Below are 20,725 nucleotides of genomic sequence, written 5' to 3'. Positions count from 1 at the left end.
GGGCGACGCCAAGCTGGGAGGACATCTCATGACAGGTCAGCTCATCGGCCAGATCATTCTGTGGCTCATCCTGGCGGTCATCGTCATCGCAATCATCTACTGGGTGATGACATACCTCTATCGCCGCTCGACCAAGGAAATCGCATTCGTCCGCACCGGTTTTCTCGGAGAGAAAGTGGTGATCGACGGGGGCGCGTTCGTGTGGCCGATCATTCACGACACCACGCCCGTCAACATGAACACGCTTCCTTTGCAGGTGATGCGAAGCAAGGACGAGGCACTGATTACGCGCGACCGCATCCGCGTCGATGTCGAAGCGGAGTTCTATGTCCGCGTGCGCCGAACCCGGGACGCCGTCTCAATCGCAGCCTCGACGCTTGGCCGGCGCACGCTCGAAGCCCAGAACCTGCATGTCCTGCTGTCGGGAAAATTCGAGTCGGCGCTGCGTGCGATCGCCGCCGAAATGACGATGGGGGAGATGCACGAGAAGCGCGGCGATTACGTCACGCGCGTGAAGGACATGGCGCAGGAGGACCTGAACCGGAACGGACTGGAGCTCGAATCCGTTGCGATCATGGATATCGATCAGACCGGTCTCGAATATTTCAATCCATCCAACCGCTTCGATGCGGAAGGCCTGACCTCGCTGATCAAGGACATCGAGGAACGCCGGAAATTGCGCAATGATATCGAGCAGGACTCGATCATCCGCATTCGCGCGCGCAACCTGGAGGCGGAGAAGGAGGCGCTCGCGATCGAGCGCGAGAGTGAAGAAGCCAGGCTCATGCAGGAGCGGGACATCGAATTTCGCCGCGCCCAGCAGCGCGCCGAACTGGCGCGCGAGCGCGCGGAGCGCGAGACCGAGGCGGAGAGCGCGCAGATCACGGCGAACGAGGCGATTGCCAAGGCCCGCATCGGAAACGAACGGGCGATCGCGGAAACCCGCATCACGTCGGAGCGCGAGATCCGCCGGCTTGAGATCGAGCGCCAGAAGGCCATCGATGCGGCCGAGATCGTCACCCGCGAGGAAATCGAGAAGGCGCGTATCTCCCAGGAACGCTCGGTGAGGGAAGCCCGCATCGTCAATGAGCAGGAAACCCAGACCCGCGATATCGTTCGTCAGCGCACCATCGAGGAGGCCGAGATCGCGGCCCGCGAAGCGACCGAAAAGGCCCGCATCGCTCAGGAACTGACGGTCGCCAGCGCCCGCATCGCAAACCAGGAAGAAATCAGCCGGCGCGAAATCGCACGTGGACGCGCGGTCGAAGAGGCCGAGATCGCGTCGCGCGAGGCGACCGAGAAACTGCGCATTCTGGAGGCGGCCCAGATCAATCAGGAGCGCATCCAGAACGACCGCAAGATCAGGTCGCTGGAGATCGAGCGGCAGAAAGCGATCGAGGAAGCGGAAATCGCGGCGCAGCAGGCCATCGAGGCGGCGCGTATCGCGCGCGAGCGCAAGATCTCGGCCGATCGCATCGCCGCCGAGGCGGATACCCGCAGCCGCGAGATCGAGCGCAACCAGGCCGTCGAGACCGCCGAAGTCACGTCGCGACGGACGCTGGACCAGCTTCGCATCGAGAAGGAGCGTGAGACCGCGCGCGATCGGGTCGAGCGCGACCGCGAGGTCCGCGATCTTGAAATCCAGCGCAACCGGGTCCTCGACGAGGCCCAGGTCGCTGCCGACGAAGCCGTGGAAGCTGCGCGGATCGCGCAGAAGAAAGCGCTCGACGCCGAGCGCATTGCCGCCGAACAGGATGTGCGGCAGCGCCAGATCAGCCGCGACGAGGCCGTCGAGGCAAGCGAAATCAAGCGCCGCGAGGCGGTCGAACGCCAGCGCATCCAGGTCGAACTCGAACTGGAACAGGAACGCATCGCCTCGCAGCGCGACCGCGAGGTCACGGATATAGTGCGGCGCCGGACGATCGAGGACGCGGAGGAGAACCGGATCATCGAATTGGCGGCGAAGAAAGCCGCGCGCGCCGAGGCCGATTCCCGGGTGCGTCAGGCCGAGATCACCGCGCAACGCGATATCGAAGCATCGGACATCGCGCGCGAACGTGTCCTCGACGCCGCCAGGCTCGAGCGCAAGCGCTCGCTGGAACAGCTTGAGATCGCTCGGGTCCAGGCCCTGCGCGAGGCCGAGATTGCCTCCAAGGAGGAGATCGAACGAGCCCGGATCGCCTCCGAGCGGGGGCTGGACGAAGCGCGCATCGGTCACGAGACCGAGCGCCGCAGGCTCGAAGTCGGGCGCGAGCGCGATGTCGAGTCGGCGCAGATGGAAAAGGCCATTACGCTCTACAAGAAATCGCTGGAGGAATCGGCGGCCCGGGCCGATGCCGATCAGGCTCGGGCACGCGCCGTCGAAGCCGAAGAACGCGTCAAGACCGCACGGGAGACCGAGGAAGCCAACCGGCGCCGCAGCATCGACCTGGTGATGGCGGACAAGGCGGCCGAGGAGGCCAAGCTGGCCGCCAGCGCCGAGAAGATCCGGCGTGCCGTGGAGGCCGAGGCACAGAAGCTGCTCAACGAGGCAGAAAATGTCCTCACCGATCCGGCACGGCAGTCCCTGTTCCGGCGCAAGCTGCTGGAGCATGTCGAAGGCATCGTGTCGGCTTCGGTCAAGCCGCTGGAGAAGATCCAGGACATCCGCATCATGCAGCTTGACGGCATTGGCAATGGCGGCGGCGGCGAACGCAGCAACATGACCGACGAGGTGATCAATTCGGCGCTGCGCTACCGGGTGCAGGCGCCGCTGGTGGACAGCCTGCTGGCGGATATCGGCATCGAAGGCGGCGGTCTCGCCAGACAAGGCGGCCTGATCCGCGAGGCGGCCGACATGCAGCGGATCGCCAACGACGCGAAGAAGGAAGCCCAGCGCCCGGCCGAAGGCGGCGGAGGTGACTCGTCCGCCGGCACACCGGCGGGCCGGCCGTCCGGTTCACGATCGAAGAAGCCGGAATAGACCCATGCCGCGTGTCTTCGTATCGAGTGTGATCGATGCCCCCGCCGCCCGGGTCTGGGAGCGGGTGCGCGACTTCAACGGCCTGCCGCGCTGGCATCCGCGCATTCGGGAAAGCCGCATCGAAAACGGAGAGCCGCCGGACAAAGTGGGCTGCGTGCGCGACTTCAATCTGCAGAACGGCGACCGCATCCGCGAGCGGCTGCTGGGGCTGTCCGACTACGACATGTTCTGCACCTACACGATCCTCGAAAGCCCGATGCCGATCACCGGCTATATCGCGACACTGAGGCTCACGCCGGTGAGCGACGGCAATCGCACCTTCATCGAATGGACGGCCGAGTTCGAGTGCGACGCGAGCGTCGCTGACGAACTCGTCACCGGTATCGGCACCAATGTGTTCCAGGCCGGCTTCGATGCTCTCAAACGGCATTTCGGGAAATAGACCGTCATGGTGAAAGTCGTGAAGAGCACCATCGTCGAAGCGCCGGTCGAATCGGTGTGGGCGGTGCTGCGTGACTTCAACGGTCACGACCAGTGGCACCCGGCGGTGGCCGACAGCCATATCGAGCGCGGATTTTCATCGGACAGGGTCGGCTGCGTGCGCCGCTTCCACCTCGCCGACGGTTCGGAGTTGCGCGAGCAGTTGCTGACCCTGTCCGACATCGACATGGCATTCAGCTATTGCCTGCTGGATACGCCGGTACCGCTCTTCAACTATGTCGCCCATGTGCGCCTTGCGCCGGTCACCGATGGCGACATGACGTTCTGGCATTGGGAGTCCCGCTTCGATACGCCCGCGGGACGCGATGCGGAGCTGGCGCGGATGGTCGGCGAGGACATCTATGAAGGCGGCTTCCGCGCCGTGCGCGCATTCATGGGGCTCACGCCACCGAGAGGCACATGATGCCGGTACGCGTCGAAACATTCGCCAGAATCGAAGAGGCCGCGCGCGCGCTTGCCGCGACTCGCAGTGCGCGTTTTCTGGGTGGCGGCACGATCGTGATGCGAAGCGTCAACGAGGGCGATCAGTCGTTCGATACCATCGTCCGCGCCACCGACCCGGCTTTCCGCGCGATCCGCAGCAGCGGCGACGGCTTCGTGCTCGGCGCTGGCGTCACCATGGCGATGATCGCGAGCAATCGCGATCTTGCGTTCCTGCATCCGGTGGCGCGAGCCGTCGGCGGACCGGCCGTGCGGACGATGGCGACAATCGGTGGCAATCTGTTCGCCGATGCGCCTTACGGCGACTTCGCAGCCGCATTGCTGGCGCTCGGCGCGCGCATCGATATCGCAGGTTCGGGGGGAGCCGGCACGACCATCGACGACCTGCTGCGCGACCGTGCGAGGTTTGGACAGTCGCTGGTCGCGTCGGTTTCGATCCCGCGACCGCGCGACCCGGACGCATTCCGCTTCCTCAAGGTCAGCCGCGTGAAGCCGAAGGGCGTGTCGGTGATGTCGATCGCGGCGCACCTGCCGCAATCCGGCGGTCGCATCCAGGGAGCGCGTATCGCCTACGGCGCGATGGGACCGGCGCCGCTTCGGGCGACGGCGGTCGAACGCGCGCTGGAAGGCCGGCCGCTCGATGCGGCAGCCATCGAACGGGCAGCCGCGGTGGCGACCGAGGGCATCGATCCGCCGACCGACGCCATCGCGTCGGGCTGGTATCGCCGCGAAGTGGCGGCTGTGCATCTGAAGCGCATGCTGGCGATGCAAGGGAGAGCGTGATGGCGCGCAAGCCGCTCGAGTTTCATCTCAACGGTGCGGAAAAGGCAGTGTTTGTCACAGAGGGGCAGAATCTGCTGGATGTCCTTCGCCGAGGTGTCGGCGATCTGACGCCAAAGTTCGGCTGCGGCCAGGGCACCTGTGGTACCTGCACGGTTCTTGTCGATGGCGAACCGTGTCTGTCATGTCTTGTGCTCGCCGAAACCGTTGCAGGTAGCCAGGTCACGACCGTGGCCGGTCTCGCCACCGGCAATAGCCTGCACCCGCTGCAGTCGGCATTCATGGAACACTTTGCCGCCCAATGCGGCTATTGCACGCCCGGCATGCTGATGGCCGCCAAGGCCCTGCTCGACCGCAACCCGGGCCCCTCGCGCGAGGAGGTGGTCGAGGCGATCTCCGGGAATATCTGCCGCTGTACCGGCTACGAGCCCATCATCGACGCCATTCTTGCCGCCGCACGCACCGGCGCCGCACGCCATTACGGATAGGGATGAAGCCGTGATCGAATTCCGCAAGGACCTGTTCGCCGACGAGCGCGACGACAATCTCAACGAGATCGGCAAGCCGACGCAGCGGCAGGACGCGCTCGGCCACGTCACAGGACGCTCGCCCTATTTCGACGATCATTTGTTCGACGGGCTGCTGCATATCAAATGCGTGCGGAGCCCGCATCATCATGCCCGCATCCGCCGCATCGACACAAGCGAGGCAGAGCGCATGCCAGGCGTGGTGCGCATCGTGCTGGGCAAAGACGTGCCGCGAAATCTCAACACTCTTCTGAGCCTGCTCGATTTCGGCCTGGACGACGAGCCGCTCATCTCGGACAAGAAGGTGAGCTACCGGGGCGAGCCGGTGGCGGCGGTCATTGCCGAGAGCGAGCGCATCGCGCTGGACGCGGTGGCGAAGGTTCGGGTTGACTGGGACGTGTTGCCACACGTGCTTGACGCCGAAGAGGCGATCAAGCCGGGTGCGCCGGCAGTCAACGAGGCCTATCCGAAGAATCTGTTCGTCTATCACGACAAGTACGATCACCAGAAGCTGCGGTTTGGCGATGTGGAGGCGGCCTTTTCCGGCGCCGATCATGTGCTCGAAGGCCGCTATCAGATGTCGCCGATCGAGCACGCCCCGACCGAACCGGCGGGCGCAATCGCGGCGCCTGAAACCAACGACCGCTTCGTCTGCTATACGGCGACGCAAGGATTGTTCTTTTCGCTCGGTACCGCGGCCAAGCTCCTGAACCTCGCATCCAACCGGTTGCATTTCATCGGTGGCACCGTAGGCGGCGGCTTCGGCGGCAAGGTCGACTCGCTGCACGAGCCGATGGCGATCCTCGGCGCGATGCTGACCGGTCGCCCCTGCAAGTATCAGTTCGGCCGCCAGGAGGAGATGCAGGCCGGGCCGCCCCGCGGCGCCGAACGCTGGTACATCAAGGACGGCGTGATGAGGGACGGGCGCATCGTCGCGCGCAAGTTCACCGGCTATTTCGACGGCGGCGCCTATACGCGGCTGACCAGCTACGCGGTGATCAAGGCGGTCGGCCACCTGCCCGGCCCTTACACCATCCCGAACGTGCATGCCGACGTCTATTGCGTCTACACCAACCGCACACCGGCCACCGCAATGCGCGGTTTCGGTATCACCGGGGTCGACTTCGCCATCGAAACCCATATGGACAAGGTGGCGCACCTCGTCGGCATGGATCCGATCGAATTACGCATCCTCAACGCCTATCGCGACGGCGACATGAAGGCGCACCGGCGGATCGCCAAGAACACCGCGGTGATCGAGTGCTGCCAGGTGGCGGCCGAAAAGGCCAAGTGGTCAATCAGCCCGACCGCGCGGGAGGCATCTTCGTTGCGCGGCGGTGGAGGTACGCGCGCCGAACTGCCGGCGCGTACAGCAACGGACGAGAACGGTCGCGTGACAGGAGGGCGCACCGGCAGTTATGCGCGCAAGACCAAGCGGCAGGAGCAACCTTCGGCACCGCATCCCACACCTGCGTTTACGCAACCCGTTGCGCCGACGCAGCAGCCATCCGCAGGCCAACCGGGGCCCACTCAACATCAGTCCCGGATTGGGGCGCGACCGGAGCCCCCTGCCCCGCCGTCCGCACCGTCCCCTCCGGCTGCTCCCGATCAACGCCGCACACCAATCCGCTTTTCATCCATCTCCGGACTGAGGAGGCGTTGATGGCCCTGCATCGCGGACGCGGCTTCGCTGCCATCAATTATCCGATCGGGATGAATCTCGGTGGCGATCCGAGCCAGGCACTGGTCCATTCCAATCCGGACGGCAAGTTCATGGTCGCGCTGTCATCCATCGATCTCGGCCAGGGCATGAAATCGGTGACGCGGCAGATCGCCGCCGAGACTCTCGGCATCCCGGTTGAGGACGTCTATGTCGATACTGCCGATTCCGATACCGGGCCGCATTGCATGGGCTCATTCGCCTCGCGCGGCACGCATCGCGTCGGCAATGCCGTCATCCAGGCCGCGCGAGAGGCACGCGCGGTGATGCTGGAAGCGGCCGCCGAGGAACTGGAGGTCGATGCCAGCGATCTCGTCACCGACGGCAAAGGCAAGATTCATGTCAAGGGCGCGCCGTCACGCTCGATCACCACCGCGGAAGCCTGCGGCGCGGCGCAGTTCAAGCAGGGACGCACGGTCTCGGGACGCGGCATCTTCCTCATTCCCATGTCCGAGGTCGATCCTGAAACCGGCGAGCAGACGCCAGTCTCCTGCTTTGCCCATGCAGCGATGATCGTCGAAGTCGAAGTCGATGACGAGACCGGCGAGGTCCGCGTCGTTGAGATGAACAGCGCCTATGAGCTCGGTCGCGCGCTGAATCCAAAGCTCGTCGAGCAGCAACTGATCGGCGGCGCGTGGATGGGGATGAGTCATGTGCTCTGGGAAACCACCGAGCCTTATTATCCCGATCGCAGCCACGCACCGACAGACTTCAACAATTACGTGATGCCGGGACCTGGCGACATCGCTCCGCACAACGTCGCGATTCTCGAACGTCCGGCGCCCGACGGACCATTCGGCGGCAAGGGACCTGGCGAAATGTGCGCCAACCCGGTCCTCCCGGCCGTCGCCAATGCGGTGTTCAACGCGGTCGGCGTGCGCATCGACGAGTTGCCGATCACGCCCGAAAAGGTTCTTCGCGGCATCAGAAGCAATGGCGGCGCGCGGCCGCAGACGAAGCGGTAGCAATAGTGGCAATCAGGCGTTCCATCGTTGGTATCGACAGCCCGGACCGGCTGGCCTCAGCCTTGCGCGACGCCCAATATCTCGCCGATGAGGGCCTCGCGACCGCGGCCTATCTGGCGCTCGCGCTGGGCAAGCCGCTGCTTCTGGAAGGGGCGCCGGGCGTCGGCAAGACCGAGGGCGCGAAGGCGCTCGCCTCCGTGCTCGGGCGCCAGCTCTTGCGGCTGCAATGCTATGAGGGAATCGACGCGGCGCACGCGCTCTACGAATGGAATTATCCGCGCCAGATGCTCTCGATCCGTCAGGCCGGAGACGCATACATCAACATCTACGCCGACGAGTTCCTGGTCGCGCGGCCGATGCTGGAAGCGCTGCGGCATCCGCGCGACACCGTGCTGCTGATCGACGAGATCGACCGCGCCGACCATGAGTTCGAAGCCTTCCTGCTGGAATTTCTCTCCGACTTCTCGATCTCGATTCCGGAACGCGGCACGATCCGCGCCGAAGAACATCCGGTCGTGGTCCTGACCTCCAACCGGACCCGCGAACTGCACGAGGCGCTGCGGCGACGCTGCGTCTATCACTGGATCTCCTATCCCGATCCGGCGCTCGAAGCGCAGATCGTGATGATGCGCGCAAGTCAGGTGGCGCGCGACACGGCCAATCGCGTGGTTGCGGCGGTCGGAGCGTTGCGGCGCGAGCCGCTGGCCAAGCCGCCGGGCGTCGCCGAAACGGTGGAGTGGGCCGAAGCAGCGACCTTGCTCAACGAACAGGGCGCGCCATGGCCGGCCGCCTTCAAGCGCGCCATCGGCGTGGCGCTGAAGGATCAGGACGATATCGCCTTCATGGCGCCGCGGCTCGATGGCATGCTGCAGGAGGCCGCTGCATGAACGCGAGCCCGCTTCCCCGCCCTCTCCTACCGTTCATGGACTTTGCCGCATCGCTGCGGGCCAACGACTTTTCGTTGGCGCCGGAACAGACCGAGAGCTTTGTTGCCGGTGTCGGCCTGCTCGGCCCGCGCTCAATCAGCGACGTGCATCGCGCGGCGATCGCCACGCTCGCGCCGCCACCGGAGCGTCGCGACGAATTCGACGCACTCTTCCGTTTGGTGTTTCTCGGACAGACTGTTGCCGCGCCTGCGGCGGCAAAGGCCGACGACGACGATGAGATACAGGCCTTCGACGACCGCGATGGCGGCAATGAGCCGCCTGAAAGCGCCGAGCCCGAACAGTCCGGGAGCGCGCCGACCGGCGCGGAACGGCTGTTCGCGCGCCATTTCGGCGAAGCGACGGAGAATGAGATCCTGCGCCGGTTCCAGCGCGCGGCGCCAGTCGCTTTGCCGCAGCGCCGTTCGCGCCGTCTCATTAGTTCAAAGGCTCGCGGACAGCTCGATATGCGCCGTGCGTTGCGCGAGGCGGTACGGCGGGATGGGGAGGTGGTCCGCCTTCCTGTCTTGCAGCGACGCCCGGTGCAACGTCGTGTTCTGCTGCTGATCGATGTGTCCGGCTCGATGAAGGATCGCACCGACGCGCAACTACGCTTCGCGCACGCGCTGGCGCGCGCCACGAGCCGGCTGGAGGTCTTCACGCTCGGAACGCGACTTACGCGCATCACCCGAGCCATGAAAAGAAGCAGCCGTGACCAGGCCCTCGCCATGGCCTCGACTCTGGTCGCGGATTGGGATGGCGGCACACGGCTGGGCGATGCGCTGCAGGCCTTTCTTGCGGTGCCGCGATTTGCCGGCTTCGCACGCGGCGCGTTTTGCATCGTGCTCTCGGACGGTCTGGAGCGCGGCGACCCGTCTGCGATGACGGACGCAGTGGCGCGGATGTCGCAGCTCGCCTGGGCGATTGCGTGGCTGACGCCACTCGCGGGCGACGACGGATATGCGGTCGAAACATCGGCGCTCAAGGCGGCGCTGCCCTATCTCGACCGCCTGGGCAACGCATCAAGTCCGGAGCGCCTCTGCGGGGAAATTCTGCGTTTCCAGCGCAAGGCGGGTTGACAAAGATATCTGCGAAGCGGGCTTACCGCTCCAGAACAGGCAAGTGGGAGGGACGGAAATGCCGCTCGAGATCAAGGTTCTGGACTATGGCGACATCGAGCTTGAGTCGAGCTTTCTGGTGCTTGGCCGCGGCTGCGGGCGCGTCAAGCGAGTCTATACCTACGGGTTCCTGATCCTCGGCGGTCAATATCCAATCGTAGTGGACACCGGCTATCGCGACAATGCGATCATGGAATCGCTTGGCATGCGCGGGCTGCAATTTCACGAGAACATGATCGAGAACCAACTCGCACGCCATGGCGTGAGAATGGGCGACGTTCGTTTCGTCTGCCATACCCACCTGCATATCGACCATGCCGGCAAGGACGATCATTTCCCGATGAACACCACGGTCGTGCTCAACCGGCGCGAGATGGAATGCTCGGTCTCCGGCCTGATGCATCCACAATATCCGAAGCCTGATATCATGCATCTGGTCGAGCGGCTGCATACGCCGGGCGCGCTGCGCTTCGAGGACCTCGAATTGTCCGGCCCGATCGAACTGATGCCCGGCGTCGTGCTGGAAGCCGCGAACGCGCACACCGACGGCTCGATGAACGTGCATGTCGAGACCGCCGAGGGCCGTGCCACGATCTGCGGCGACGTGATCTACGACTTTCAGGACCAGATCATCGAGCCCTATCACATCACCTTCGCGAGCGAAGTGCAGGTGACCGGCAACCATATCGGCTCGAAGCGGGGCGAGAAGGCGGCAATCAAGAAGCTGCTCAATTCGTCGAAATTCCTGCTTCCCGTCCATGACAAGCCGGCCAAGGTCGAGCAGGGCCAGATCGTCGGACGCCTCGACATGGCGGTCCCCGGACCGATCTCGCAGACCGTGCACCGGCGCAACTGGTTCCCGGCCTGAACGCGACAATTCGGGAGGTTCGAGCGATGACACACGAGGCACTGCGCCCGGAATTTCGCAGGCTGATCGACGAGCACGCGCCGGTGCGCCAGCTCGGCACCGGCTTCACCTTCACCGAAGGGCCGATCTGGCATCCGGCCGACCAGTATCTCTTGTTTTCCGACATGCCCGGCGATGTCCGGCGGCGCTGGGACAAGTCGGGCGTGCGTGAGATCACGCGGCCGTCGAACAAGGGCAACGGACTGACCTATGATCCCGATCTGAACCTGATCATTTGCGAGCATGCGACATCCTCCTTGGTGCGCCTGCGGCCGGACGGCCGGCGCGAGGTGCTCGCCTCGCATTTCGAAGGCCGCGAGCTCAACAGCCCGAACGACGTCTGCGTGCGCTCGGACGGCTCGATCTATTTTTCCGATCCCTTCTACGGCCGTGTGCCGCATTACGGGGTCGAGCGGCCGCGTCAGCTCGGCTGGCAGGGTGTGTTCCGGCTGCGCCCCGGTCAGGTCGGCGGCGACCCGCAGCTGCTCGTAGAACGCTATCTGTTCTCGATGCCAAACGGGCTGTGCTTCTCGCCCGACGAAACGCGGCTGTATGTCAACGACACCGAGCAATGCAACATCAGGGTCTTCGACGTGAAGAACGACGGCACCCTTGGCAACGGCCGCCTGTTCGCGTCGGGGATCCGGGACATGCTCAAGCCCGGCGTACCGGACGGGATGAAGTGCGATGCAGAAGGCAATGTCTGGCTCACGGCGCCGGGCGGTCTGTGGGTCTACAATGCTGCGGGGCAGTTGATCGGCAAGGTGTCCATTCCGGAGTTGCCGGCAGCAAACCTGCATTGGGGCGGCAGCGACTGGCGCACGCTGTTCGTGTGCGCCTGCACGTCGCTTTATGCCGTCGAGACCAAGGTCGGACCGCGCAACGAGCCGTTCATGCGGGCGCAGGCCATACCGACACGCCAGGTTTCGGATAGGAACGCAACACCGCGCAACGGCAACGATTCGCTCACGCTCGAGCCTTCGCGCTGCGCGCTCGTCATTCAGGACATGCAGAACGATGTGGTGATGGACGGCGGCGCATTTGCGAGCTCCGGATCACCGCAACATTGCCGCGAACAGAATGCCATCGAGAATGTCAAACGGCTCGCGGAGCGCTGCCGCGCGCTGGGCATTCCGGTAATCCATGTCTGGTTCCAGGTACCGGATGGCGCGCGGGGGATGACGCAGAACGCGCCTCTGTTCGAGGGCGTGCTGGACGCGCGCGCGATGGTGGCCGGGACCTGGGGGGCCGAGCCTGTGCCAGGCCTGGAAGCCAAGCCCGGCGACCACGTTGTCTCGAAGATGCGCATGAGCGCCTGGGAGGGCACCAATCTCGAAACCATCCTCAAGGCGGAGGGGCGCGACGTCATCATAGAGACCGGCGCCTGGACCAACATGTCGATCGAGCACACCGCACGCACCGGCGCGGACAAGGGCTACGTGATGGTGATCCCTGAGGACGGCTGCTCAACCATGAACGCCGACTGGCATCGCGCCTCGATCGACTATGCAATGCGGAATGTCGCCGCGGTCACGACCACTGCCGAAGTGCTGCGGGCGCTGGACCGCCGCTGAAAGTCTTGACCGTCAGCATTCAATAGGTCGACCGTCCTCCCGAGAGGTCGAACACCGCGCCGGTGCTGAAGGAACATTCCTCCGAGCATAGCCAGGCCACCATCGCGGCCACCTCCTCGACCAGCCCGAACCGCCCCATCGGAATCTTGGAGAGCATGAAATCGATATGCGACTTCGTCATCTGCGCGAAGATCGGCGTTTCAACGGCGGCCGGTGTGACGCAATTTACGCGAATGTTGGTGTCGGCCAACTCCTTGCCCAGCGACTTCGTCATCGCGATCAATCCGGCCTTGCTTGCGCTGTAGGCGGAGGCGTTCGGGTTGCCGTCCTTCCCGGCAACGGACGCGATATTCACGATCCGTCCGTAACCGCGCGCACGCATCGAAGGCACGACGGCTTTCGAGCAGAGGAACGGTCCATCCAGATTCACTGCCATCACGCCGCGCCAGTCATCGAGCGGATAGTCCCACAGCTTCACATTGGGGCCGGTAATGCCGGCATTGTTGACGAGAATGTCGATACTGGACAATCTTTGCTCGGTCTCGACCAGTGCGCGCTCCACGGACTGCGGCTCGCGCACATCGACTTGAATGAGTTCGACCCGGTCCGGATTGGCTGTTTCTGAGCTCAATGACGGACTAAGGTCCCAGATCGCTACGCGGGCGCCGGATGCGAGCAGGCGCTGCGAGATGGCGAAGCCCAGTCCGGACGCACCGCCGGTCACAACCGCGGTCCGGCCTTCCAGATCGATCGTGTTCATCCTGCAATCCGGCTCATGTCCCCTGATCGTTATTGTAGCGATCCCGGCGGGATTTTGCAGTACTTGCGAGATGCAGAGCGGACGGACTGAAACCTGGCCCGAGCTGGCATGATGGCATGCAATCAGGCAGCCAAACAGTTTAAGACCAGTATCCGAACGGCGAACAAAAACTCGCATTATTCAACTTGCGAGCCGCGCCTATCGGATTTTGCCTCATGCTGCGCCACGGGCTTGCTGGTCACTTCCGGATTTTCGATTCATACAGCTTCGCTTCTGAGTTGTTCGCGATGCTTACACCTCGACCTCGCTCGCTTTGCTTTCGGTCAGATAAGCGACCACGCGTTCGCGAAAAAGGATTGTGTGTTGACGTGCGAGCTTTTCGGCTGTTTCAGCATCGCGCGCCCGGATCGCCTGGGCCATCGCAGCATGCTCCGCGTCAACGCGTGCATAATATTCCTTGTAGGTCTTGCTGTGCAGCGGGGCGGCCGCATAGGCCGCGCGCGCCAAACGCATACTCGCATTGAGCAGGCTTTCGTACCAGCTTTCCAGATGCTGATTTCCGCAGGCGCGGCCGATCGCAGTGTGAAATTGCTTGTTCGCCTCGCTCATTCCGGCGGCGTCGTTTTCCCGTACCCTGCGGGAAAACTCGTCGCACCGCGCTTCGATCTCGGCAAGGTCGACGGCCGTGCGCCGGATCGCCGCCCATTTGGTAACGGCGCGTTGGGCCAGATCGAGTGCCTCGAGAATGACCGGCACGTCCCTCGCATCCAGCGACACCACGCGAGGACCCTTGTTTGGCAGCAACTCCACCAATCCCTCGGAAGCAAGTCGGATCAGCGCCTCTCGAATTGGGGTGCGAGAGACCTTGAACTCCTTGACCAAAGTGAGTTCGTCGATATCGGCGTGCGGCGGCAATTCGAGACTGAGAATCCGCTCGCGCAGACTTTCGAACACCGTACTCGCGCCGGTGCCGCGAGGGCGCCCGACGCCAGCCCGCTTAGGCTGCTTTTTTCCGGCCGCGCGTGCGGCGGCAAGCCTGGTCACGTTCATATCGGCCGTTCCGGCATCCTGGATGGAATGCGGACAAAACGATTCGCCCGCAGCTCATTCCATAGCATCCCGGCGGCTCCGCAACCAAATCGCAACCCGGCAGCGCGTTCAGGGTCCCGCGCGCAGGCGCTCCGCCAGTTTGCCCTTCACGATCTTGCGGGTCGGCGTCATCGGCATTTCGTCGATGATCTCGATATGCTCGGGCCATCGCATTTTGGCGACACCGTGATCGCTCAGGTAGGCATTGACCTCCGCCAGCGTAATCGAACAGCCGGATTGCGGAACCACGAACAGGCAGGCGCGCTCGCCATAGACATCGTCGGGCATGGGCACCACGGCGGATTGCAGCACTTTCTCGTGAGAATCGACGAGATTTTCGATATCCGTCGGGTTGATCTTGATGCCGCCGCGGTTGATCAGATCCTTAACGCGCCCGCAGATTGCGATGTTGCCATCCACGTCGATGGTCGCGAGATCCCCGGTTCGAAACCAGCCATCCGCCGTGAACGATGCCTGATTGGCAACCTCATTGTCGTGGTATCCGGGCAGCAGCGAATAGCCGGACAGTTGCAATTCGCCTTCCGCACCGGCCGCCAGCACATTGCCGTCGAGATCGGCTACCCGCGCTTCGATGCCGCGCGTCGCGCGCCCGACCGAGTAATGGCGCACCTCCGGACCGGCATCGATCGGGGTCTGTGCCACAAGAACGCATTCGGTCATCCCGAACAGGCCACCGGCGCGTCCGTTGGGCATCCGATCCTCGAACGCCTTTGCGACTTCGGGCGGACAGACCGATCCCGCAATGACAACCTCGCGGATGCTCGACAGATCGACACCGTCCAGCAATCCGCCCTTCAGCGCCGCAGCGACATGAGCGGGCGCGGTAAAGATCACGCTCGGCTTTCCCTCTGCGATGGTTCGCACATATTCGTGCGGAGTGTAGAGAGGCAGCAGTACGATGGGCGCCCCGTGATATATCGCATTCGCGACGCAGCACAGGCCGAAGACGTGCGTGAAGGGTGGCGCGATCATTACCTTGTCTTGCGGGGTGAGCCGGATGGTCTCGCTATAGATCCGCGCATTCGCGGTAATCGTTTCCGAAGTGCGGATCACGCCTTTCGGCGAGGCCGAAGTGCCCGACGTGAAGCACAGCAGCGCCGGATCGCAAGCTGCCACCGTGTAGGGAATCGGAGCTTCGATCGCGTCCGACATCATCTTTTGCATGGAGTGGCATTGTGGAGGCGCGTCACCGGTTGCGACGATCACATGCTTAAGCGTTGGCACCTCGCTCATGAGGCCGCGCATGGTCGATGGCGCATCGTACTTATCGTTGGCGGCGCCACAGATGACGGCAGCCGCCGAAGCGAATTGCATCAGTGGGCGCATTTCGGCCGCCCTGTAAGGCATGTGCAAGGTACACAGAATGCCCCCCATCATGTTCACGCCGAAATACGCGATCAGAAATTCGGGCTGGCTGGGCAACTGGATCGCGACGGTGTCGCCTTTTTTCAGACCGAGTGCGACCAGCGCATTGGCGAAGCGGCGCGCCTGGGACAAGGTCTCGCCGTAGGAAAGTGCGGTTCCGCCCGGAACCAGCATGGCGATGCTCTCGGCGCGCTCCCTCGCGTATTTCTCGACATAATCGACCAGCCTGTCGTCGTTCCAATGGCCTTCTTCGCGGAACTTGCGGCGCAGCGACTCGGCATGAGGACGATATTGAAGGGCTGACATGTTCGACCCCTTACGTTAAAGGCTCGCGATAAAGCGTTCGACTGCCGTAACGCATTCCGCGGGGCGCTCGATCTGAAGAAAATGCGTGGAGTCGGCCACGGCCTCGAAGCCGAATCCGCCGTCCTGTGCTATGCGGCACGCGACCGTCGCCAGACACTGGTTCTCGTCAGACGAAGGATTGCCGGCGACGACATGCACGGGCAGCGATGCCGCGCCGACTCTTCCCCAGGCATCGCCGAGATTGCGCAGGCGGAAGGTCTCGGATTCGAATTCGCGCGCGCAGGCAAGATCGTACCGCCCGCTCTGCGCATTGCGGCGCAGGGTGGCCGCAGACAATCGCTGCAGATCCTGCGGATCAATCCTCTTGAACGAAGGCCGGCTGCCGAAGCTCGTCGCCAGGCGCTCCGGGCTTTCGAACGACACGCGCCGGCGGGCCGCGCCTTCAGCAAGATCGCGATGCAGCGAGAAAAACGGTTCAAAATCCTCATGCTCCGGCCGCGGCGGAACGGGGGGCTCGAAGGCGACGATGCCGCGCCAGGTCGTCGGGTATTCGGACGCATGGATCAGCGCGGTCAGCGCACTCATCGAGTGAAATATCCCGACGGCTTCGGCAGGACCGAGCTCGCACTGAATTGCCGTGGTGACCACATCGAAATCGCGAATGAATTGTGGCCAGTTCTGCAGCGGCTCTCGGTATGCGGTGCTCAGGCCATGATGGCGGAAGTCGAACATCACAACTTCATAGCGGCCGGTCAGACGCTGCCAGAAGGTTTCGTAGGCATCGATCGCCAGACCGTTGCCATGGCTGAGGACCAGACGTGGACCCTTGCCATAGACACGTGCCACGACCTCGGCGCCGTCCTCGAGCGCAATCACGAAGCGACGGCGAGGCGCCGCTGCTTCGATCTTCATCTCCGTTGCACTCGGCAAGGTCATGGGTCCGCGCTGTCTATTCGGCCATCCGGTAGTGCGGATAATTTTTCCGCACGAAATCCGGAGTGAATTTCCCCATCAGCAAGTCATGTGCCAGCGCTTCGCGGGAGCGCTCGGCAGCGCGCCCATAGCCTCCGGCGCCCGGCGTCTCGACAACGATACTTTCGCCCGCACGCACGGTGACATCGTTGACCTTGCCCGGGAGCTTTGTCGCCTCGCCCCGCGCATCGATTTTCAAAAATTGACCCGATGCTCCATCGCCCGCATCGAAAATTCCCCAAGGCCTGCGCAAAAAGCGTTCACCGGCCCCATTGAAAGTGCAATCGTGCCCGACAGGGCGAATAATGCGCCGCAAACCGAGACCGCCGCGATAGCGACCGGCGCCGCCCGAGTCGGGTATGAGCTCATAAGCTTCGACCTCGAGCGGAAACTCCATCTCGATCGCTTCAACCGGAAGATTCGACGTGTTGGTGATGTGGACCTGAACGCCGTCCGTGCCGTCATGCGAGGCGCGGCCGCCGAAGCCGCCACCAAGCGTTTCGATATATACGTAATCGCGAAGCGTCCGCGGATCCTTGCCGGCAAACACCGCAGTGGTGTTGGCGCCGTTGGCGGCGCCGACCACTTCCTGCGGCAGAGCTTCGGCCAACGCGCCGATCACCACGTCCACGACACGCTGGCAGGTATGGGCGCGGCCTGCGACCGGGGCCGGAAACACTGCATCCAGAACGCTGCCCTCCGGAATGCGGATGTTCACAACGTTGAGAACGCCCTGGTTATTCGGGACCTCGGGATCGAGCAGCGCCTTCAGGGAATAATAGACCGCGGCCTCGGTGGCATTGCGCGTCGCATTGATGTTGCCCTTCACCTGAGGCGACGTGCCGGCAAAGTCGAAAAGGATGATCTCACCCTTGACCGTCACCGACAGGCGAATCGGGATGTCCTTGGTGCCGAGGCCGTCATCGTCCATGAAGTCCTCGAAGCGGTACACCCCGTCCGAAAGCGACCTGATGGCCTTGCGTAGCCGCATTTCTGTGCGCGCGATGATGTTGTCAAAGCTCGCCACGACCTGGGCAAGCCCATGCTTGCGGCACAATTCCTGAATCCTCCTTTCGCCGAGCCGGCACGACGCCACTTGCGCAAAATAGTCACCGCGGCGTTCGTCCGGCATGCGGACATTGAGCAGGATCATGCGGAACAAATCCTGATTGAGTTCCCCGTGCGCGAACAGCCGGATCACCGGGATACGCAGACCCTCCTGAAATATCTCCGAAAGCCCGCCCGCCATGCTGCCCGGCGCCGAGCCGCCCACATCGGCGTGATGCGCGATATTGCACATGAAGCCAATCAACTCGTCGTCGATGAAGACCGGCAGGGCCATGCCGATATCCGGCAGATGCGTTCCACCGGCCGCATGCGGGTCGTTGGCGATGAAGATGTCGCCACTGCGGATATCGGCGCCGTATTGTGCGCGCAGATGGCGTATCATGCCGCTCATTGAGGCAATGTGAATTGGCAGCGATGCAGCGGCCTGTACAATCAATCGGCCCTTGATGTCGAGGAACGCGGTCGAATGGTCGCGTCGTTCCTTGATATTGGTCGAATAGGCGCTGCGCATCAGCGCGATGAAGGTCTCGTCCGCAATCGAACGCAGGGCGTTGGACAAAATCTCAAGCTTGATCAGATCGAGAGCGGGAACGGATGTAGCGATATTCATTGCTGGACCCGCACGATCAAGTTGAGGCTGTCATCTACGCTGACCGCGTCGCCAGGGAAAACCAGGGTTGTGCTGTCGAATTGCGAGACAATCGCCGGCCCCTGGAAGGTGAAACCGGGCGTGAAGGTCGCCCGGTCATAGATTGGCGTGTCGAGGGCCTGGGTCTCTGTGAAATACACCTCCTGCCGCCCGATGATCTGCGGCTTGTCGCTCGACCGGACTTCGCTGCCGATCCGGACCGGACTCAGCGCACAGCCAGCCGACAAACGCACATTGACGATCTCGATCTGTGCATCGGCATTATGGAAGCCGTACGCCTTGTCATGCGCCTGAAAGAAAAGGGCGCGCAGCGCATCGCGATCGGGAAGCCTCAGGTCTCGGCCGCGCTGAAAATGGCCGACTTGAACCGGGAGTTCGAAATTCTGTCCGACAAAGCGCATGTCGAGCGTCACTTCGTCATAACGGCTGTCATTGTCGACACCCTCGCGGACCGCCCATGCGCCGGCATCGGCGGCGAGTTCGCCGACACAGGCACGCACCTCTGCGAGACCCTGCTCATCGAGAACGACGCGCATGGTGCGAACGAAATCCTCCTTCAGGTCGGAGACCAGCAACCCGAGCGCACAGAGAATGCCGGGTGCCGGCGGCACCACGATCTCTTCCATTCCGAGACTGCGGGCAACTTCGGCAGCGTGCAACGGTCCGGCTCCGCCGAACGGCATCAGACCGAAATCTCGAGGATCGTTTCCGCGCTCGACCGATACGGCGCGGATCGCGCCGACCATGTTGGCGGTAACAATGCCCAGAACGCCAAGCGCCGTGTGCTCGATGCTCATGCCCAGACGTTCGGCGAGCGGGGCGAAGACTTGCCGCGCGGCCGCGATATCCATCGTCATTCGTCCGCCGATGAGGCCGCCGGGCGCAAGGCGTCCGAGAATGCAATTGGCATCGCTCACGGTCGGGCGGTCGCCACCATGACCGTAACAGGCCGGTCCGGGAACGGCGCCGGCGCTGATCGGTCCTACCTTCATCAGCCCGTCGCGGTCGAACCACGCCACCGAGCCGCCGCCGGCGCCGATGGTGTTGATGTCGACCATCGGCAAGCGTATCGGAAAGCCGGCGACGTCGCGTTCATGGCTGATCGGCAAGGTGTAATCGCGGATCAGGCACACATCGGTGCTGGTGCCGCCCATATCGAAGGTGATGATATTCGGCCGGCTGGCGGTACGTCCAACATGCACGGCGCCGACGACACCCGCCGCCGGCCCCGACAGCGCCGTGCGCACCGGCAATGCCCGCGCGCGCTGCACCGACATCAGACCTCCACTGGACTGATAGATGCCGACGGCGGCATTTCTGTAGACCTTGCCGAGTTCGGCCCCGACCTCGGTGATATAGGCATCCATCACCGGCTGCAGGTAGGCGTTGAGCACCGTAGTCGAAAAGCGTTCGAATTCGCGAAATTCCGGCTGGACGTCGGAAGAAAGCGAGATGTAAATCTGCGGCAGTGCCTTGGCGAGAACCTCGCGCACGTCGCGCTCGTGTTTCGGATTGAGGAAGGCGAACAGAAATGCGACCGCGCAGGATTGCGCGTCGGAGCGCGCGATCTGCGATATCGCCTCCTGCAGCGACGGCATCGAGAGAGGTCGACGTACCTCGCCGCGCGGGCCGACCCGTTCGGCCACCTCGTAACGCCAGGCGCGGTCGACCAGCGCCCGAGGATTATCCTGTTGAAGACTGAAGAGATGCGGGCGGGTCTGGCGGCCGATTTCGAGAAGATCCCGGAATCCCTCGGTAGTGAGCAAGGCCACCCGCCCCCCGCGCCGTTGAATCAGGGCGTTGGTGGCGACCGTAGTACCGTGACAGATACGACTGACGAGATCCGGGTCGATATCGAAGGCCGCGCACATTTCCTGCATGCCTTCGACAATGGCGGCTGCCGGATTTTGCGGCGTGGAAGGCCTTTTGTAGACACGAATTCCGCCGTCCGCGAGGCTTAGCGCGAAAAAGTCCGTGAAAGTGCCACCGACGTCGACGCCTATGATCCAAGACACGCTGAGAAACCTCTGTTGCGTTAATTAAATACAGCATGTATCAAACTAAGATGCAAGCTGCA

17 protein-coding genes are annotated in these 20,725 nt (G+C 63.4%); 11 read left to right on the top strand and 6 right to left on the bottom strand.

The window, feature by feature from the left end:
- Window positions 1-28 precede the first annotated feature (28 nt).
- Genes AB7F49_RS01045 through AB7F49_RS00995 form a run of 11 tightly spaced genes read left to right on the top strand, consistent with a single transcriptional unit; the run spans window position 29 to window position 12,418 of the window.
- Window positions 29-2,962, top strand: a complete 2,934-nt coding sequence (locus AB7F49_RS01045; RefSeq protein WP_428519382.1) for a flotillin domain-containing protein — start codon at window positions 29-31, stop codon at window positions 2,960-2,962.
- Between the two features lie 4 nt (window positions 2,963-2,966).
- The gene (locus AB7F49_RS01040; RefSeq protein WP_428519380.1) at window positions 2,967-3,404 is read left to right on the top strand and encodes an SRPBCC family protein; all 438 of its coding nucleotides are present in this window, start codon (window positions 2,967-2,969) and stop codon (window positions 3,402-3,404) included.
- A 6-nt stretch (window positions 3,405-3,410) separates the two neighbouring features.
- The gene (locus AB7F49_RS01035) at window positions 3,411-3,866 is read left to right on the top strand and encodes an SRPBCC family protein (RefSeq protein ID WP_428519378.1); all 456 of its coding nucleotides are present in this window, start codon (window positions 3,411-3,413) and stop codon (window positions 3,864-3,866) included.
- Window positions 3,866-4,687, top strand: a complete 822-nt coding sequence (locus AB7F49_RS01030; RefSeq protein ID WP_428519468.1) for an FAD binding domain-containing protein — start codon at window positions 3,866-3,868, stop codon at window positions 4,685-4,687. Before AB7F49_RS01035 ends, AB7F49_RS01030 begins: the two co-directional genes overlap by 1 nt.
- On the top strand, window positions 4,687-5,172 hold the full coding sequence (locus AB7F49_RS01025; protein ID WP_428519376.1) for a (2Fe-2S)-binding protein: 486 nt from the start codon (window positions 4,687-4,689) through the stop codon (window positions 5,170-5,172). Before AB7F49_RS01030 ends, AB7F49_RS01025 begins: the two co-directional genes overlap by 1 nt.
- Before the next feature lie 10 nt (window positions 5,173-5,182).
- Window positions 5,183-6,874, top strand: coding sequence for a xanthine dehydrogenase family protein molybdopterin-binding subunit (locus tag AB7F49_RS01020; protein WP_428519374.1), 1,692 nt, complete (start codon window positions 5,183-5,185; stop codon window positions 6,872-6,874).
- Window positions 6,874-7,896 carry a xanthine dehydrogenase family protein molybdopterin-binding subunit gene (locus AB7F49_RS01015; RefSeq protein ID WP_428519372.1) on the top strand — a complete coding sequence of 341 codons (1,023 nt, stop codon included), beginning with the start codon at window positions 6,874-6,876 and terminating at the stop codon, window positions 7,894-7,896. The genes AB7F49_RS01020 and AB7F49_RS01015 overlap by 1 nt, the downstream gene beginning before the upstream one ends.
- Before the next feature lie 5 nt (window positions 7,897-7,901).
- Window positions 7,902-8,783: an AAA family ATPase gene (locus tag AB7F49_RS01010; RefSeq protein WP_428519370.1), complete on the top strand. Its 882-nt coding sequence runs from the start codon at window positions 7,902-7,904 to the stop codon at window positions 8,781-8,783.
- A complete protein-coding gene (locus AB7F49_RS01005) occupies window positions 8,780-9,898 on the top strand; it encodes a vWA domain-containing protein (RefSeq protein ID WP_428519368.1) in 1,119 nt (372 codons plus the stop codon). Before AB7F49_RS01010 ends, AB7F49_RS01005 begins: the two co-directional genes overlap by 4 nt.
- 58 nt (window positions 9,899-9,956) lie before the next feature.
- Window positions 9,957-10,805 (top strand): MBL fold metallo-hydrolase, encoded by an 849-nt coding sequence (locus AB7F49_RS01000; protein ID WP_428519366.1) that lies wholly within the window; start codon window positions 9,957-9,959, stop codon window positions 10,803-10,805.
- Between the two features lie 26 nt (window positions 10,806-10,831).
- On the top strand, window positions 10,832-12,418 hold the full coding sequence (locus tag AB7F49_RS00995; protein ID WP_428519364.1) for an isochorismatase family protein: 1,587 nt from the start codon (window positions 10,832-10,834) through the stop codon (window positions 12,416-12,418).
- A 19-nt stretch (window positions 12,419-12,437) separates the two neighbouring features.
- Here AB7F49_RS00995 and AB7F49_RS00990 read toward each other — a convergent pair whose 3' ends face one another.
- From AB7F49_RS00990 to AB7F49_RS00965, 6 genes are all read right to left on the bottom strand, one after another.
- Window positions 12,438-13,178 (bottom strand): SDR family NAD(P)-dependent oxidoreductase, encoded by a 741-nt coding sequence (locus AB7F49_RS00990; protein WP_428519362.1) that lies wholly within the window; start codon window positions 13,176-13,178, stop codon window positions 12,438-12,440.
- Between the two features lie 291 nt (window positions 13,179-13,469).
- Window positions 13,470-14,228, bottom strand: coding sequence for a GntR family transcriptional regulator (locus tag AB7F49_RS00985; RefSeq protein ID WP_428519360.1), 759 nt, complete (start codon window positions 14,226-14,228; stop codon window positions 13,470-13,472).
- Between the two features lie 108 nt (window positions 14,229-14,336).
- The gene (locus AB7F49_RS00980; protein ID WP_428519358.1) at window positions 14,337-15,959 is read right to left on the bottom strand and encodes a class I adenylate-forming enzyme family protein; all 1,623 of its coding nucleotides are present in this window, start codon (window positions 15,957-15,959) and stop codon (window positions 14,337-14,339) included.
- Window positions 15,960-15,974: 15 nt separating this feature from the next.
- Window positions 15,975-16,871 carry an alpha/beta hydrolase gene (locus tag AB7F49_RS00975; protein ID WP_428519356.1) on the bottom strand — a complete coding sequence of 299 codons (897 nt, stop codon included), beginning with the start codon at window positions 16,869-16,871 and terminating at the stop codon, window positions 15,975-15,977.
- Between the two features lie 37 nt (window positions 16,872-16,908).
- Entirely contained in the window at window positions 16,909-18,609 is a 1,701-nt protein-coding gene (locus AB7F49_RS00970; protein ID WP_428519354.1) for a hydantoinase B/oxoprolinase family protein, read from the bottom strand.
- The gene (locus AB7F49_RS00965; RefSeq protein ID WP_428519352.1) at window positions 18,606-20,663 is read right to left on the bottom strand and encodes a hydantoinase/oxoprolinase family protein; all 2,058 of its coding nucleotides are present in this window, start codon (window positions 20,661-20,663) and stop codon (window positions 18,606-18,608) included. The genes AB7F49_RS00970 and AB7F49_RS00965 overlap by 4 nt, the downstream gene beginning before the upstream one ends.
- Window positions 20,664-20,725: the final 62 nt, after the last annotated feature.

The organism is Pseudorhodoplanes sp., assembly GCF_050250235.1.
Lineage (GTDB): Bacteria > Pseudomonadota > Alphaproteobacteria > Rhizobiales > Xanthobacteraceae > Pseudorhodoplanes.
The sequence above is the reverse complement of the archived record's forward strand: the minus strand, read 5'-3'. Positions and strand labels throughout refer to the sequence as shown.